The sequence below is a fragment of the Niabella aurantiaca DSM 17617 genome (assembly GCF_000374125.1).
GTDB lineage: Bacteria > Bacteroidota > Bacteroidia > Chitinophagales > Chitinophagaceae > Niabella > Niabella aurantiaca.
Genome location: NZ_KB893637.1, coordinates 23,528 through 39,017, shown reverse-complemented (window position 1 = coordinate 39,017; position 15,490 = coordinate 23,528). Strand labels below are relative to the sequence as shown.

Genomic DNA, 15,490 nt, shown 5'->3' with positions numbered 1-15,490 from the left:
GGAGCTTCGGCAATGCTGCTGTTGATACCGTTGGATAACCTGCTGTTCCGTAATAGTGCAGCCAGTACACCAAGATCCGGCGCTTCGTTGCCCTTTGGCAAATGCCGCTATTTCAATATTCAGGACAGATCCAGCGTTTCGCAGGCGGTCAGCGTACTATCAAATACTGAAAAAACAGCCGGGTAGCCTTTTTTTACAAACCCGATCCGGTCTTCCATCCGGATGGCCCGGGCCGGCCTGCTGGTGGCCATTGCTACCGCCTCCTGTAAGGAAACGCCTACGAAATCCATGGCATTCTTCATTGCCTCGGGCATCGAGATCGCGGCGCCGGCCAGGTTTCCCGCCTTGTCGCGGTAATATCCGCCGGTCATTTCAATATTCAGCCCCTCCCAGTCGAATCGTTTTTTCCGGCGGCCCAGGAAGGATGCATCGCTGATCAGGAAGAGCTTTTCTTTTTTCTGACGGTGAGCGATCCGGGCAGCCGCATAAGCACAATGTCCGCCGTCCAGTATGATTGGAGCATAAACGGCATCATTGTCAAAAATGGCGCCTACCATACCGCACTCCCGGTGTCCCATTTGCGTCATGGCATTGTACAGGTGGGTGGTCAGCCGGATACCCATTGAAAAATAGCGCTGCGCCTGTTCATAGGTCATCATGGAATGCCCTGCCGATAGCACGATATCTGTTTTCAACAGGCGTTCCAGCTGTGCATCGGTAAAGCATTCAGGAGCAATGGTCATCACCTGTATCACGCCCTGCCCCAGCTCAATGATCTCATCCAGCTCATGATCCGTAGGCTTCCGGATGACCCGGATGTCATGGGCACCTTTTTTTTCCGGGTTCATAAAAGGACCTTCCAGGTGCATGCCCAGCGTTCCGGGCCGTGCTTTATTAAAGCAGCGGATCGCTTCAATGGCGTTCCCTATGGTTTCCTGCGGTGAAGAGATCAGCGTTGTAAGAAAATACGGGGTAGCATAGCCGTTGCTGGCGGCATACATATCTTCCAGCGTTTCCTGGTCCGGGTCCCTGGAAAAATAGCGGTCGGTTCCCCCATTCAACTGGATATCTGTAAATCCCGCAGAAATATGGCGGCCGCTCAGATCGACGCGTTCGGCCGTTTCAGGGATCTCCTTTTGAACGGCAACGATCGTGCCGCCATCCACCAGGATGCAATGACCGCTCAACACCTCATCGCCAGTATAAATAATGCCGTTGTGGATCGCCTTCATGATGATTCGGTTTATGTTTGCAAATATAGTCGTATTCCGCAGGCGACCGGAGCCGTTTAAAGTTTAACGTCAGATCTGTTTTATAATTGTCATTCTCACATTCCTACATTTTCAAATTTTCAGATTGTTCGTATATCGATTTTAACCAGAGGAGCAATTTCCGAATGATAGCAGCATATTCAATTTTACATTTAATATTTCACATTTGATATTTTAAATTCCCCCGGGGGTGCTTTTCGCATATTCGCAGCATCTCCTGTATATTTACAGGAATCGAAAGCATCATGTCAAAAAGAACCGACTATATTTCCTGGGACGAATACTTCATGGGCGTGGCCCTGCTTTCCGGGAAGCGCAGCAAGGACCCCTCTACCCAGGTGGGCGCCTGTATTGTGAACCAGCAAAATAAAATTGTAGGCGTAGGCTATAACGGTTTGCCCACCGGCATCAGCGATGATGATTTTCCCTGGCAAAACGAGGGCGCTTTTCTCGAGACCAAGTATCCCTATGTTTGTCATGCAGAGCTCAATGCCATCCTGAATAATATCGGTATGAACCTGAGCGGCTGCAAGATCTATACAGCACTGTTCCCCTGCAATGAATGCAGCAAGGCCATCATCCAGTCCGGCATCGGTGAGGTCATCTACCTGTCTGACAAATATGCCGGCAGGGAGCACTTTATCGCGGCCAGGCGTATGTTGCAGACGGCGGGTGTTCAGCTCCGGAAAATGACGCCGGGTGTCCATGAAGTAACCCTATCCTTTAATGAAAAAAGAGTGTGATCCGTAAGACCAGCAAGCTGTGCATACGTAAATTCCGGATCTAAACGATCGCAATACCGATCATCATCCCGCAGGCCAGTATCGAAAACAGCGTACGGATATGATTGTACCGGTTCCAGGCAGATTCAAAACGGGAACGGACCGCTTTGGCCGCTTCCGGATCCAGCTGGTCCACGTCCTGCTTATCAAGATAGTTGTTCAGGGGAACATTGCAAAGCATGGTAACCAGAAATACCCCACCGATATAAACCAGCGAAATAAGCAGCATCCACATAAACCCTGCATAGTCCATAAAAAAAAGGAGGATCGTGGCTCCGGCAAGAAAAAACGGGGTGCCAGCGAAACACAGCAGGAACACCGGGTTCAGGATCGCTTTATTGATCTTTTGCATCGCCCGTAAATAGCTTTTATCATCCAGCTTTCCCAGTCCCCGCGTTACTGCAATGCTAAAGGAAAAGAACAGCCCTGCCATAAGCGCCACCAGCAGCAGCGCAATAAAAAAACATATTTTATCCAGTATCATTATTTAACAGATTTGGTTAACGATCATACTGTCTTCGCATATCCGGCACCAAGCCTCATCCGCTTTCACGCCGGTTCTACTACCATCAAAAGGCTTGCCAGGAAACCCCGTCGGGCTGCTCCAGTCCCAGGCAATCTGCGGCCCATTTCAGCTCGATGGCCACCAGCTTTGCAAAAACAGTCTTTAGCCAGGCTGGCATCGCTTCGTAGCGCATCCGGCTAAGATGTACGGCACAAGCCGCCGCAGCGGCGCTTCCGCCATCGGGTATTACTGCCGCCGGGTCAGGCCCGCCTTCCAGGCACAGTGCGGGCAACAGCCTGGCCAGGTCCGTACGGGAACTCCCCCGTGCCGCATGACTCCAGTCTACAAATACCACCTTCTGCCCAACAAAGCATATATTATCGCTGCGCACATCACCATGGACAAAATGGCTGCCCGATTCATCCGCGAGACTTTCTGCTGCTGTCAGCGCATCTACCGACGCAAGGAACCAGCGTTCCGAACAAATGCCCAATGCCAGGAGCGGACGGGGGTCGGTTGCTATATCCGGCCAAAACAGCGGCTGTTTGTGTGGCAGTGGCGGAAGACCCGGTACTGCCGGCAGCCCACCCAATATCCGGAGTCCGGCAAAAACCTGTTCCACATCGCCCGGCCGCCAATGCACCCCTTTGTGACCGGCGGGCCAATAGGCATCGCTCAGATCTTCAGTCAACAGCACCGGATAAATACCGGGCACTTCGATCCAGCCAATCAGCCGGGGCATCAATACCTCCAGACCTGCAGATAATACCAGTAACTCCCGGCGCAGCCAATCTGCTGTAAGAGGGTCCGTTGCCGCTTTTACAAATACTTTACGTTGATCTTCCAGCGTTACGGAAAACCGGTGTGCTGCCGAAAGACCACAATCCGGAATGGTCCAGGCAATCGCTTTCTTCCGAAGCGCTGCTTCAACAAGTTCCTGCAGGTATGGCGGGGGAAGATTTATTTCTGTCATATGACAGGTATTGTATTATATTGTTTTCACCGTATCGGAGAATATACCATCTTTATTGTACACAAAGCAGCGCCGCGGCCACCACCCCTGCGGTTTCCGTACGCAGCCGGGTGGCACCAAGGGTCACCGGCTGATATCCGTTTGCCAATGCGGTACCGATCTCTTCTGTTGTAAAATCGCCCTCCGGTCCGATGAGCAGGATGCTGTCTTCATCTGTCGGCCGGTCTTTTAGTGAATGCTTTTCATCTTCCAGGCAGTGGGCAATAAACTTTTGGGATATCGAAAGGTACTCCGGAGCTTTTATAAAATCGGCATACTTTACCGGTTCCGGCATCTGTGGCAGCCAAACCTGCCGGCTTTGCAATAAAGCGCTGATCAGTATCTGCTGCAACCGCTCTGTTTTAGCACGGTCCTTTTCCGTGCGTTCGCTGACCAGGGGAACAATGGCCGCCACACCGATCTCGGTTGCTTTTTCCAGGAACCATTCAAAACGGCTGGCATTCTTCAATAAAGAAATGGCAATGGTGACCCGTGGATGGCAAGGCTCCAAAAAAACGGTGTTCGTAATGGAAACTTCACAGTGTTTTTTATGTGGGTTGGCGATCCCGGCCGTAAGCAGGTGTCCTTTTCCGTCTGTCAGGTGCAGCGCTTCCCCGGTTTGCATCCGCAGCACCTGTACCACATGACGGGAATTATTTTCATCCAGCACGATGTTTTTTTCACCGGGCGTATATTCGCTGATATAAAAAAACGGGAGTTGCAAAACGGGAGTTTAGTTTGATGTTTAAAGTTTAACCTGTCCGGGCCACCGGGAATACCTTAAACAAATTAAAACGGTGCATCTTCCAGGTCGTCAAACTCGTCATCTTTCATCTTGTTCATCTTGCTTTCTACCTGGAACAGCTTGGCACCGCCGCCTCCTTCTTCTTCGTCGATCCTCTTCCAGCTGCTGCCCGGAGCGGCCATGATGTTATAGGGATCCTCTTCCCAGCTGATGAATTTTTGAATATGCAATAAAGCCTTCAGTTTAATGGTTTCGAGCGAACCGTTCCGGTGCTTGGCGATCTTTACCTCGGTAAGACCGCGCTGGTCCTCGCCTTCGGCATTGGTGTTCATATCATAATAGTCCGGCCGGTACAGGAACATGACCATATCCGCATCCTGCTCGATGGCTCCGGATTCGCGAAGATCGCTCAGCTGTGGCACTTTGCTCCCATCTTTTGCGCCACGCTTTTCCACTTCCCGGCTTAGCTGGGAGAGTGCGATAATGGGCACGCTCAGCTCCTTGGCCAGCCCTTTCAGGTTTCGGCTGATGGTACTGATCTCCTGCTCCCGGTTGCCTCTTGAATCCCCGCTGCCGCTCATCAGCTGCAGGTAATCAATAATGATCATCCCGATGTTGTGCTTGTTCTTTAATTTACGGCATTTGGCCCGCAGCTCAAAAATATTCAGGGCCGGTGTATCATCAATAAACAACGGGGCCTGCGAAAGGCGCTGGATCCCCTTTGTATAAAGTTGTTTCATTTCGTGATCTTCCATCTTACCGCGGGCGATCTTTTCCAGCATGATCTCGCTTTCCGCCGACAGTACCCGCTGCACGAGCTGAGCGGCGCTCATCTCCAGCGAAAAGAACGCTACCGGTGTAGGGTGTTCCCTGACTTTATTCATGACCGCATTGCGCGCCAGGTTGAGCGCAAATGCTGTTTTACCCACCGCAGGGCGGGCAGCCAGAATGATGAGGTCCGTATTCTGCCAGCCGTAGGTGACCTTATCCAGCATCTTAAACCCGCTGGGCACACCGGTAATGTCCTCATTGCGGTGCCGCAGGTCCTCGATCCGCTGGATGGTCTGCACCAATACTGAATCGATCGGCTGTATGGTGCTGCGGAGGTGGGAATTGGTAATTTCAAATAATTTGGATTCGGCATCGTCCAGCAGCTCAAAAACATCCGTACTGTCCTCAAATGCATCGTTGATGATCTCACCGCTGATCCGGATCAGCTCCCGCTGGATGAATTTTTGCAATACGATCCGCGCATGCGATTCGATGTTGGCGGCAGACACCACGGTATTGGTCAGCCGGGTAACGTAGTAAGCACCGCCTACCATTTCCAGCTCTTCTCTTACCTTTAGCTCTTCCACCACCGTAAGGATATCGATGGGCTGGCTTTTATTGGCCAGCGACTGCATGGCCCGGAAAATACGCTGGTTAGCATCCACATAAAAACAATCGGGTTTTAATACTTCGATAACAGCATCAAAAGCATTCTTCTCCAGCATGATGGCCCCCAGGATGGCCTCTTCCAACTCCCGGGCCTGGGGAGGTACTTTGCCATATACCATCGTTCCCAGATCTACCGCCGTTCTGCGCTTCTGCTTCCTGTCTTTATTTATATCCTTTAAATCCATTATATTAAAACAACTGTTTTTCTGCCCTTTAAGACAAAAATCCCGATATCATCAGCACCAGCCAATGATTCCTTGGATCATTTTCGAACCTTAAATTTATCAATTTTAGGGGAGACCAGGCTACGGTCCCTTTGAAATCAGGAAGCGAATTTAGACCCTAAAACGGGTAGAAAAAAATCTTTATTTCTGGACCAATTATTAACAAGGTTATACACAAACCTTTTTTGGTTTCACGCTTAAAGTTTCACGTTAAATCCGGTTTCATTCTTCCTGAACCCTGTTTTGTTTCACGTTTAAAGTCTGACGTCAGACCCGTTGTTATGATCCGTGGACCAACCACATTCCCGTTTTACGAAATAGAAACAGAGCCCGGCCCGGAGGGAAAAATATGTAATTGCAACGGAGCCCTCATTTTCAAATTCTCAAATTTCCATATTCCCGGGTTTTCAAAAATCGCTTTCTTTGCAGCATGGACGTCCTGCAGCGCTACTTTGACGATTTTACACCCGTACAACTGGAGCAATTCAAAGCTTTGGAGGGGCTGTACAAAGACTGGAACGAAAAAATAAATGTGATCAGCCGGAAGGATATCGACGGCCTTTATGAAAAGCATGTGCTGCACTCGCTCAGCATAGCGGCGGTCTTTAACTTTCAACCCGGCACACAGGTAGTGGATCTGGGCGCAGGCGGCGGCTTCCCGGGAGTTCCCCTGGCGATCTTCTTCCCCGGGGTCACCTTCCTGCTGGTGGATAGCATCGGCAAAAAATTAAAGGTCGTGGATGCGGTAAGCGAGGCCATCGGTTTAAAAAACCTGCAGACCCGGCATTGCCGGATCGAGGATGTAAAGGATAAAAAATTCGATTTCGTCGTATCCAGAGCAGTGGCCCCGTTAAAGGACCTCTGGCAATGGAGCAAACCGCTGATCCGGAAAGACCCGGCCAAACATACCACAAGGCTCATCGAAAAAGGCGACCATGCCCCGGGGCTGATCTGCCTGAAGGGCGGCGATCTTACAGAGGAGATCTTTGAAAGCGGTACCCGGCCGCATATAATGGCCATCAACGATCTTTTTCCCGAACCATTCTTTGAAGAAAAGTACCTGGTATATGTACCGAAATAACTGGCGCGTTCTATTGTCCCGGAGATGCAGAGCTTTTCTTTTCCGGATACGGGAGTTCTTTTCATTGCCGTAAAACCTACTGCCCATATCTTTTGCCCGTTATTAAGTGGAGAACGAGGAATCAATGACGAGGAGCTTCACCGTGGCAGAACGACCTCTCAAATTTTGCCTGGAACACAATCCTGCAGCTCATTTTCACATTTCCATATGCTCAAATTTCCAAATTAATATATGGTTCCTTCCCCGCTGTACACATCTCATTTCACATCTCCCTTCCTGCATCATAGGCCATAAAAAAATAATTATACCCTTTTTCAAACTGACCGATGAATTCATGCCGGTTCAGTCCCTGGTAGCCTTTCAGAAAATATCGCTGCAGGGTAAGCGTATAACCCAACGCATCAAAAAAATCAAACATCAGCTCCGGAGTGGCCCCATACAGGTCGCTGCCCCCCTTTCCAAACTCAAACAAGACCACCGGCTTATATTGCTCAAGAATGCGCCGGGCTCCTTTTAATACCTCCAGCTCGGCACCCTCCACATCAATTTTGATCAGGTGAATGGGCAGGTTGCCGGGTACCAGGTCTTCCAGGCGTTCCAGCCGCACGCGGATCTTTTCCGTATCGTAACGGGCATCCTCAAAGCTCCGTTCCTTTAACCCGCTTACAGCCGGCCGGTCTTTAAAAACGGTAAAATCTGCTTCGCCGGCTTCGCTGGAAAGGGCGGTATTAAAAAGGCGTACGCGTCCGCCGTATTTCCGCTGCAACTGCTGAAACAAATAGGGAATGGGTTCAAACGCCATATGGCTTCCCTCCGGTGCCCCTTTCAGAATGGCTTTCAGGATCTCCCCTTTATGCGCGCCGATATCAATGCAGTTGCTGTTTTCCCGCAGCACTCTTTTGATCACGTCCATGGTTTCAAAATCGTATTTATCAAACGGAGGTTGCAATACCTTCTCTGTAAAATGATAAAACCGGTAGGCCAAATTCTTGGCGGCCGTCGTCACAACCTGCGGGATATACTTGCGCTTCATGGGGTGTAAAAATAGCGCATTTATGGTTTACCCATGGGTGGACCCGGGGCGGATGCATAAAATTTTATAGCTACAGATCCGCAGATGGAAACCCTGAAATTCAGTATCATAACAAACAGGCCCCTTCAGGGCAGACCTGCAGCCCGTTGCCGGCCGGTATGACCCGTTGCATCCGGGCATCCGATTGCTGCTGACCGGATTTACCACGCCATCCACCTCATCTGCGCATCTGCGGCCATCCGGATAATATCATCCCGCTGTATTCAAGCATTCATTTGCCGGATCGCAGCGTAAATAAATCACCCCCGTCCTAAATCTGCGCCTCTGCGGCTTACCCCTCTCCCTTGCCTGACCCGGCGGCGGAAAGGTTTCAGGCGGCAAATGCATCCCACATTCTGTACAGTGTACACGCACTTCCTTTTGCATTCCGCACGAAAGTGCCTATATTGGCATCAATCAACCATCCGTTTAACGTCATGAGGAATTCTTTAAGATTAATTTTTGTTATTGGGATCCTTTGCGGTCCGTACCTGTCGTCCTTTGCCCAGTCTGCAGGTTCCGCCAACAGCGAAAAACTATTGCCCATAGTAGAAGAAATTGTTGCAGAGGTCAGTCATCACTCGCAACTGGAAAAGCTGGCAAGCGAGTTGCTGGACGGCATCGGACCCCGGTTGGTAGGTACCCCGGAGATGCAACAGGCAGGGAACTGGGCCATTACCAAACTGAAAAGCTGGGGCGTGCCAGCCAGCGAAGAACCATTCGGCGAATGGCGCGGATGGCAACGGGGTCTATCCCGGGTCGAAATGATTGCGCCCCGCATCAAGAGCCTTGACGCCACACAACTGGCCTGGAGCCCGGCAACCAAAAAACCGGTGCAGGGCAATGTGATGGTGCTGCCCTTTGTAAAAGATCCCGCGGCCTTTGCCGCCTGGCTAAAAACGATAAAAGGGAAAGTGGTCCTCATGTCGCAATACCAGCGCTCCGGAAGACCGGATTACCAGATCAAAGAATTTGCAACACCCGAACTTTATGAAAAGATGATGCAGGAACGAGCAGCAGACGCTGAAGCATTCCGCAAGCTTATTGATCATACCGGATATACCGTCGGTACGCTGCCGGGGGCGTTGGAAAAAGCCGGGGCGGCAGCAATTGCTATTTCCAACTGGACGGGCATCATGGGGGCCAACCGCATTTTTGGCGCGCGCACCCAACAGATACCCACTATTGATATCTCGGTAGAAGACTATGGCATGCTGTACCGCATGGCGGTAAACGGGCAATCGCCCCGCATCCGGATCGATGTACAATCAAAAGAGCTGGGCATGGCAAAAACATTCAATGTCGTCGGCCGGATCGAAGGAAAAGAAAAGCCGGATGAATATGTCATCCTTTCCGCGCATTTTGATTCATGGGACGGAGCCCAGGGCGCCACAGACAATGGTACCGGCACCCTTACCATGATGGAGACCATTCGGGTATTGAAAAAATTATATCCCCATAATAAACGCACCATACTCATCTGCCTTTGGGGAAGCGAAGAACAGGGGTTAAACGGCTCCCGGGCTTTTGTAAAAGATAACCCCGGGATCGTGCAGCATACCCAGGCAGTATTTAACCAGGACAATGGTACCGGGCGCATCGCAACCATCAGTGGCCAGGGCTTTGTAAATGCGTATGATTACCTGGGCCGGTGGCTGGCCGCTGCTCCGCGGAAAATAACCGCGGGCATCGAAACCAGCTTTCCCGGTATGCCGGGCGGCGGCGGGTCGGACCATGCTTCTTTTGTAGCGGCGGGTGTTCCTGCTTTTGTATTGAGTTCGCTCAGCTGGGGATACGGCGGATATACCTGGCATACCAACCGGGATACTTATGACAAGATCGTCTTTGACGAAGTCAAAAACAATGTCATCCTCACCGCCGTATTGGCATACATGGCTTCTGAAGACCCCCTGTTTGCCAATCGCGAAAAACGGGTGCTACCGGTGACCAACGGAAAACAAGCTGCCTGGCCGGAGATGAAAGAGCCCGAGCGCCGGGGCGGTGTTGAACATAAAAAATAAAACGTGCAGGCATTAAAAGACCGCGTTAAAGAATATTGCCTGTAGTTCTTTAACGCGGCTTCCGTACGGCCTTGCCGCTTAGTATTTTAATTCGATCCGGTTATTCCTGCGGTTAATGTCAGCCATCCGTTTTCCGGGATCAATTTCCCCCGTAGCAATTTCCGTTAAACGGTGTGTTGTTTCGACGGTATAGTACTTATTGGTCCAGGGCCAGGGTTCATATACCTTCCATTGCATCGCTGTGCGCTCTGCCGGCTTCGCATGATACATCAGGTCCAGGGGAACATTGTGCATTTCCTTTGAGCCATCCTTAAAAGTAATCAAAAAGTCTATGGGCATTGGCATCAGTCCATCATTGCGTAAGCGGATCTTTGTCCTGCCCCCCTCCTCCCAAAGGCTGTCGATAGCATAATCAATGGTTTTTGTACTGTAGATCCAATAGTTCTTATACCAGTCCAGCTCGGCACCACTTGTCCGCTCGGCCACGCGGATAAAATCATCCGGGTCCGGGTGTTTGAACTTCCATTGATCGTAGTAGTTCAACAATACCTTGTCCCGCACCGAATCCCCCAGTATATAGCCCAGCTGCACCAGGAACAATGCGCCTTTGATATAACTGCCCTGTCCATAGGCATAATTGGTATTGAAATGATCGGCGGGCGTGCTCAGCGCTTCTTCTTTACCACTCTTTACGGTATTGAGGTAATAAATATAGGTAGAGTCCGGCCGTTCATAACCCGGCACGCCCTGCTGGTGCAGCCAGCCGGAAACGCGGGTATCTGCATAATCGGCTCCGCCCTCGTCCATCCACGGGTACAGGGTTTCGTTCGTGGCCAGCCGGCCGTAAAACCACTCATGCATCCATTCATGCAGCCAGGCCCCGGGCGAAGCCAGCAGGGTGGCCATGGGATACTCCATCCCGCCATCGCCGCCGGTAATAAAGGAATATTGTTTATACGGATACCGGCCAAAGGTCCGCTCTATATAGGGCAGCGCCCGTTCAGCATCAGACAGGATCTTTTCCCATCTCTCCGGTTTGGATTTTGCCACTTTATAAAGCAGGTGCAGCGTAAGATCGCTCCGCACTTTTTTTGTTTTATGAATGAACTCCGGGTCCGCTGCCCATACAAAGTCATGCACCTCGGGCGCCACAAACTTCCAGGTAAGCCGGTCGCCGGCAGGCCGGGCAACCTTTACTCCTTCTGCCTCATAGCCATAGCCGATCTGATTGGCATTGGTAATGTATCCGGTACCGCCCAGTATATAGTTTTTATCAATGGTGATATTCACTTCAAAATCGCCAAAATTCCCGTAAAACTCGCGGCCCACGTAAGGAGTGGGATGCCAGCCTTCTTTGTCGTAAACACTGATCTTCGGATACCACTGGCTCATGGAGTAGCGCACTTTGGTATCCGGATTGTCGCGTCCGCTTCTCCTGATCTGTAAAGGCACCTGGGCTTCAAAATCCATGTCAAAAACCACTTTCTGCCCCGGGAGTACCGGCTGGGTAAGGTGCACGATCAGGATGGTACCCTGCACCACATATTTCTGAGGCACCCCGTTCATTTTAAGCGCATGTATTTTCTGATAGCCGATCTCGTCCGGTTTCAGCCCGCTGATCCGGTCCTTAACGCGGCGATCCCAATCAGGCTTGTCTCCTACAAGGATCGTTCCCTGCCTTTTGCTCCGCTCATCCATCATGCTTCCCGGCTGAAATGCATTCCAGAACAAATGATAGTACACCCGGTCCAGCGTATCCGGCGAGCGATTCCAGTATTCCAGCTGCTGTTTTCCTGTAAACCGGTTGGTTTGCACATTCATATCAATATCCATACGATATTTTACCCGCTGCTGCCAATAGCCTTTTTGTGCATCCGCTGAAACTACGGAACCGATGAACAATAAAAACAAAATCCCTTTTAAGATGCGCATGATTCAAATTTTAAATTCCGCGAAAAATAACAAAAAAACAGAAAGAAAGGGCGCTGAAAACGATAAATGACCGGTCAGTCCTGGTAAGGAGGCGCATGAAGCATCTTTCCGGACTCGCTGAAATAGTGGTATTTTTTGGTTGTACCGGTGTCTTTCAGCTGAAAGCGGTAGGTTTCAAACCCGCTGGGGATATAGACCACAGCCACATCTGCAACAACAGCTTCCCCCAGACGCGACCTTTTGAAACCTTCCTTGATCTTATCCGGGAGCCGGTCATAACTAAAATCCATGACGGTGTAGGTCCATTCATTTTTTTTATAAAAGGCTTCGTATTTTTCATTTTTCATCAGGAAATCCACGATGATCTGGTTTCCTTCCGCGGCATATTTCAGGTCTGTGGCATATGGATATTGCATGTAAAACTGCTCTGCAATGCCACTGGGAACGGCGGTATCCTGCGCATTGGCGTATCGCATTCCTGCAATAAAACAAAACAGCAGGCAACACTTCAGCACTGCCCCTCTCCGTGCGGCGGTCCGCCGTTTCCTGTAAACGGAATTATTCAATGATATATTTATTCATCTGCAAAGTAACTTTATCGTCAGCTGCAGGATTCCTTAGTGCCCCAGTTCATTCCGAAGCAAGCGGATCTCCGTTTGCAGCGCATGTACCCTGTTCAGCAAGTGGGCTATGGTTTCCAGTCCCTCCATATTGATATCAAGATCGTAGTGCATATGCATGTATTTTTCGAGGTTGGTCAATTGCTCAAACCCGATAAAATAATGTTCATCCTGCCGGACCAGCTCAATCAGCCCATGATCGTTCAGCGATTGAATAAAGGCAACCTCAATGCTGTAATAAGCACAGCATTGTTCTACGGATATGTTATTGCTGTTCTCTGTCATGATTGTTTTTCTGCCTCCTTTGCCAGTTCGTTAAACAGTTCTTTTGCTTTCGGAGATAAGTTCTTTGGCAGCTGCACCTGATAGGTAATATACAGATCCCCAAAAGTCCCTTCTTTTTTATATACCGGGAACCCCTTCCCTTTCAGACGCACTTTTGTTTCATTTTGTGTTTCCGGCTTAATGGTCAGCTTTACCTTTCCTTCCATGGTGTCAATGGTTTGCTCTCCGCCCAAAACCGCTTTGTATAAATCGAGGGGTACCTGGGTGTACAGGTCATTCCCTTTACGGGTAAAGGCAGTATCATTCTGAATGGCAAAGGTAATATACAGGTCTCCGCTGGGGCCTCCGTTTGCCCCGGGTGCACCATAACCGGCAATCTTTATTTCCTGCCCGTTCTCAATTCCTGCAGGCACCGTAATGCGTATGTTCCTGCCGTTCACGGTAAAGGTCTGCTGATGCGTCTTGTAGGCATCCGTCAGGTTCAGCTGTACTGAAGCCCGGTAGTCCTGCCCTTTAAACCGTACACCAGACCGCCCACCTTCGCCGCGGTTACCGAAAAGAGAAGAAAAGAAATCGGAGAAATCTTCCGCATCGCCGGAGCTGTACGTGTACTGGCCGGCTTCCTCAAACGGGTTTGCCCTTCCGCCGGAAGCCTGCTGCCGCCGGGTCTGCTCAAACTTGTCGGCATGCTTCCAGTCGGCCCCGTATTGATCATATTTTTTTCTTTTTTCCGGGTCGCTCAGCACTTCGTGCGCCTCATTGATCTGCTGAAATAATTTTACGGCTTCTTTATCATCAGGATTCAGATCGGGGTGGTGTTTGCGCGCCAGCTTACGATAGGCTTTCCTGATATCATCCGCCGACGCGTCCTTTGTAACTCCCAGGATTTTATAATAGTCGATATAATCCATTTACTCAAAATATGTTTCAAGTTAAAACATAAATGGAAAAAATCCAATAAACATCTTGTCTGCGGAGAAACTTTATAAGAACAGTACATAGGCCACGGCAATGGCCAGCAAGGAAATGATCCAGAGACTTACAAGTGAAACTTTCAGGATCGTAAGGTATTTTTCCTTAAACAGGCGGTCCTTTAAAAAGGCATACATGATAATGGAATAAATGCTGTTAGCAACAATCCAAACTACAGGAAATAAAACGTAAGGGTTCATTTGAAGTGGTTTAGCGAGGCAATAAAAGTAGCCAAAATCGCATAACCCTTCCCCCGGGAAATGTTAAATTATTTATTTGTTAATAATGGGGATATATTCTATATATCTAGGAAGCTACAAACCAGTATGATACTGATTTTCAATAAATATTTGCGTTTCTCTGCATAGTTATTATTTTTACTCAAATTACGATAATGGAAGTAGCAATTGAGGACTCCTGGAAAAAAGAATTGCAGGATGAATTTCAAAAACCCTATTTTGAATCGCTGGCACAACATCTTAAAACCGAAAAGCAGGCGGGAAAGATCATCTATCCTGCCGGAAAGAATATCTTTAATGCCTTCAACACAACGCCGTTCGATCAGGTAAAGGTCCTGCTCCTTGGTCAGGACCCGTATCATGGGGCCGGTCAGGCGCATGGTCTGTGCTTCTCTGTTCAGAAAGGAGTGCCGCTTCCTCCTTCGCTGGTAAATATTTACAAAGAGCTGCAGGCAGATCTTGGTGTTCCTCCCGCCAAAAGCGGAGATCTGACCCGGTGGGCGCAACAGGGTGTTTTTATGCTCAATGCATCGTTAACCGTAAGAGCAGGCGAGCCCATGAGCCATTCAAAAATAGGCTGGGCCACATTTACGGATGCCGTGATCCGGAAGGTATCGCAGGATAAAGAGCATGTCGTATTTATTTTATGGGGCAAATTCGCACAGGAAAAAGCTTCGCTCATCGATGCTTCAAAACACCTGATCCTCCGGTCGGCCCACCCCTCCCCGCTTTCCGCTCACAATGGCTTTTTTGGAAGCCGGCCTTTTTCAAAGACCAATGAATACCTGGCAGCAAATGGCATCGATCCTGTTGACTGGAAGGTTGAATAGGTTTGGATTCCAGATCAGATCCGCTTTTAAACCCCAGGCATCTTTCACATTAATAAAATGCTGATTACCCTTATAAGGGCCATTGGCGCGTCGTTATCGGGGCTGACTAAAAAGGTAAATGAAGGCTCTGAGAATCGCATAAAAGACTATCAGTCTCCATCACCTACCCGAATAAATTCATCATTCGATGACCTTTTTGGTCAGCCCCGAGGCGGTCATTCCATGACTGCCATGGGCACGGTCCATCATGCACCGGACCGATCGTTCTCTTCTGCTTTTTGTAATTTTATAAGCGGTTAAAACCCGTTCTTGCCGGATCTTCCGGGGCGATACCTCTTTTGCCAAATGACCGTTCAACCCCGATTTTTTACAAATGGCGGATACAGTGAAGCCATAAGAGATGCAATAAAAGACCGGTACATTTTAATGGCTATACCGATTATGTCGAATCGTTTTTAA

At 49.6% G+C, this 15,490-nt stretch carries 16 protein-coding genes; 4 read left to right on the top strand and 12 right to left on the bottom strand.

The annotated features are described in order from the left end of the window. Positions 1 to 119: 119 nt before the first annotated feature. Complete coding sequence (gene nagA, locus B160_RS0113845; protein ID WP_018628522.1) at positions 120 to 1,232, bottom strand: N-acetylglucosamine-6-phosphate deacetylase; 1,113 nt, start codon at positions 1,230 to 1,232, stop codon at positions 120 to 122. 284 nt (positions 1,233 to 1,516) lie between these two features. Between nagA and B160_RS0113840 the strand changes: the two genes are divergently transcribed. Next, positions 1,517 to 2,014: a deoxycytidylate deaminase gene (locus B160_RS0113840; RefSeq protein ID WP_018628521.1), complete on the top strand. Its 498-nt coding sequence runs from the start codon at positions 1,517 to 1,519 to the stop codon at positions 2,012 to 2,014. 40 nt (positions 2,015 to 2,054) lie between these two features. On the opposite strand, the gene B160_RS0113835 is transcribed toward B160_RS0113840, so the two are convergent. The 4 genes from B160_RS0113835 to dnaB all read right to left on the bottom strand — a co-directional run bounded on the left by B160_RS0113835 (position 2,055) and on the right by dnaB (position 5,940). Beyond that, a complete protein-coding gene (locus B160_RS0113835; RefSeq protein ID WP_018628520.1) occupies positions 2,055 to 2,537 on the bottom strand; it encodes an anthrone oxygenase family protein in 483 nt (160 codons plus the stop codon). Positions 2,538 to 2,622: 85 nt separating this feature from the next. Beyond that, positions 2,623 to 3,531 (bottom strand): phosphotransferase, encoded by a 909-nt coding sequence (locus B160_RS0113830; RefSeq protein ID WP_018628519.1) that lies wholly within the window; start codon positions 3,529 to 3,531, stop codon positions 2,623 to 2,625. Positions 3,532 to 3,583: 52 nt separating this feature from the next. After that, positions 3,584 to 4,294, bottom strand: a complete 711-nt coding sequence (locus B160_RS0113825) for an RsmE family RNA methyltransferase (RefSeq protein WP_018628518.1) — start codon at positions 4,292 to 4,294, stop codon at positions 3,584 to 3,586. A gap of 65 nt (positions 4,295 to 4,359) precedes the next feature. Beyond that, positions 4,360 to 5,940, bottom strand: coding sequence for a replicative DNA helicase (dnaB, locus tag B160_RS0113820; protein ID WP_018628517.1), 1,581 nt, complete (start codon positions 5,938 to 5,940; stop codon positions 4,360 to 4,362). Between the two features lie 469 nt (positions 5,941 to 6,409). Between dnaB and rsmG the strand changes: the two genes are divergently transcribed. After that, on the top strand, positions 6,410 to 7,060 hold the full coding sequence (gene rsmG, locus B160_RS0113815) for a 16S rRNA (guanine(527)-N(7))-methyltransferase RsmG (RefSeq protein WP_018628516.1): 651 nt from the start codon (positions 6,410 to 6,412) through the stop codon (positions 7,058 to 7,060). A gap of 262 nt (positions 7,061 to 7,322) precedes the next feature. Here rsmG and B160_RS29125 read toward each other — a convergent pair whose 3' ends face one another. Further along, the gene (locus tag B160_RS29125) at positions 7,323 to 8,093 is read right to left on the bottom strand and encodes an FkbM family methyltransferase (protein WP_018628515.1); all 771 of its coding nucleotides are present in this window, start codon (positions 8,091 to 8,093) and stop codon (positions 7,323 to 7,325) included. A 476-nt stretch (positions 8,094 to 8,569) separates the two neighbouring features. On the opposite strand from B160_RS29125, the gene B160_RS0113800 reads away from it, so the two are divergent. Then, the gene (locus tag B160_RS0113800) at positions 8,570 to 10,153 is read left to right on the top strand and encodes a M20/M25/M40 family metallo-hydrolase (RefSeq protein ID WP_018628513.1); all 1,584 of its coding nucleotides are present in this window, start codon (positions 8,570 to 8,572) and stop codon (positions 10,151 to 10,153) included. Between the two features lie 78 nt (positions 10,154 to 10,231). Here B160_RS0113800 and B160_RS0113795 read toward each other — a convergent pair whose 3' ends face one another. The 5 genes from B160_RS0113795 to B160_RS0113775 all read right to left on the bottom strand — a co-directional run bounded on the left by B160_RS0113795 (position 10,232) and on the right by B160_RS0113775 (position 14,162). Next, positions 10,232 to 12,085 (bottom strand): M1 family metallopeptidase, encoded by a 1,854-nt coding sequence (locus B160_RS0113795; RefSeq protein WP_018628512.1) that lies wholly within the window; start codon positions 12,083 to 12,085, stop codon positions 10,232 to 10,234. A 74-nt stretch (positions 12,086 to 12,159) separates the two neighbouring features. Further along, positions 12,160 to 12,651, bottom strand: coding sequence for a hypothetical protein (locus tag B160_RS0113790; protein WP_018628511.1), 492 nt, complete (start codon positions 12,649 to 12,651; stop codon positions 12,160 to 12,162). Between the two features lie 51 nt (positions 12,652 to 12,702). After that, entirely contained in the window at positions 12,703 to 12,990 is a 288-nt protein-coding gene (locus tag B160_RS0113785; RefSeq protein WP_018628510.1) for a chaperone modulator CbpM, read from the bottom strand. Further along, a complete protein-coding gene (locus tag B160_RS0113780; RefSeq protein WP_018628509.1) occupies positions 12,987 to 13,901 on the bottom strand; it encodes a DnaJ C-terminal domain-containing protein in 915 nt (304 codons plus the stop codon). Before B160_RS0113780 ends, B160_RS0113785 begins: the two co-directional genes overlap by 4 nt. A gap of 72 nt (positions 13,902 to 13,973) precedes the next feature. Then, on the bottom strand, positions 13,974 to 14,162 hold the full coding sequence (locus B160_RS0113775; RefSeq protein ID WP_018628508.1) for a hypothetical protein: 189 nt from the start codon (positions 14,160 to 14,162) through the stop codon (positions 13,974 to 13,976). Positions 14,163 to 14,356: 194 nt separating this feature from the next. Here B160_RS0113775 and ung point away from each other — a divergent pair, with 194 nt between their 5' ends. Next, positions 14,357 to 15,031 carry a uracil-DNA glycosylase gene (gene ung, locus B160_RS0113770; RefSeq protein WP_018628507.1) on the top strand — a complete coding sequence of 225 codons (675 nt, stop codon included), beginning with the start codon at positions 14,357 to 14,359 and terminating at the stop codon, positions 15,029 to 15,031. A 180-nt stretch (positions 15,032 to 15,211) separates the two neighbouring features. Here the strand turns inward: ung and B160_RS31680 are convergent, their stop codons facing one another. Next, entirely contained in the window at positions 15,212 to 15,388 is a 177-nt protein-coding gene (locus tag B160_RS31680) for a hypothetical protein (protein ID WP_018628505.1), read from the bottom strand. Between the last annotated feature and the right edge of the window lie 102 nt (positions 15,389 to 15,490).

Coding starts and splice junctions, on each gene's coding strand:
- B160_RS0113795 (WP_018628512.1), bottom strand. CDS start 12,085: ATGCGCATCTTAAAAGGGATTTTGTTTTTATTGTTCATCGGTTCCGTA.
- B160_RS0113800 (WP_018628513.1), top strand. CDS start 8,570: ATGAGGAATTCTTTAAGATTAATTTTTGTTATTGGGATCCTTTGCGGT.
- nagA (WP_018628522.1), bottom strand. CDS start 1,232: ATGAAGGCGATCCACAACGGCATTATTTATACTGGCGATGAGGTGTTG.
- B160_RS0113780 (WP_018628509.1), bottom strand. CDS start 13,901: ATGGATTATATCGACTATTATAAAATCCTGGGAGTTACAAAGGACGCG.
- B160_RS29125 (WP_018628515.1), bottom strand. CDS start 8,093: ATGAAGCGCAAGTATATCCCGCAGGTTGTGACGACGGCCGCCAAGAAT.
- ung (WP_018628507.1), top strand. CDS start 14,357: ATGGAAGTAGCAATTGAGGACTCCTGGAAAAAAGAATTGCAGGATGAA.
- rsmG (WP_018628516.1), top strand. CDS start 6,410: ATGGACGTCCTGCAGCGCTACTTTGACGATTTTACACCCGTACAACTG.
- B160_RS0113835 (WP_018628520.1), bottom strand. CDS start 2,537: ATGATACTGGATAAAATATGTTTTTTTATTGCGCTGCTGCTGGTGGCG.
- dnaB (WP_018628517.1), bottom strand. CDS start 5,940: ATGGATTTAAAGGATATAAATAAAGACAGGAAGCAGAAGCGCAGAACG.
- B160_RS0113775 (WP_018628508.1), bottom strand. CDS start 14,162: ATGAACCCTTACGTTTTATTTCCTGTAGTTTGGATTGTTGCTAACAGC.
- B160_RS0113840 (WP_018628521.1), top strand. CDS start 1,517: ATGTCAAAAAGAACCGACTATATTTCCTGGGACGAATACTTCATGGGC.
- B160_RS0113785 (WP_018628510.1), bottom strand. CDS start 12,990: ATGACAGAGAACAGCAATAACATATCCGTAGAACAATGCTGTGCTTAT.
- B160_RS0113830 (WP_018628519.1), bottom strand. CDS start 3,531: ATGACAGAAATAAATCTTCCCCCGCCATACCTGCAGGAACTTGTTGAA.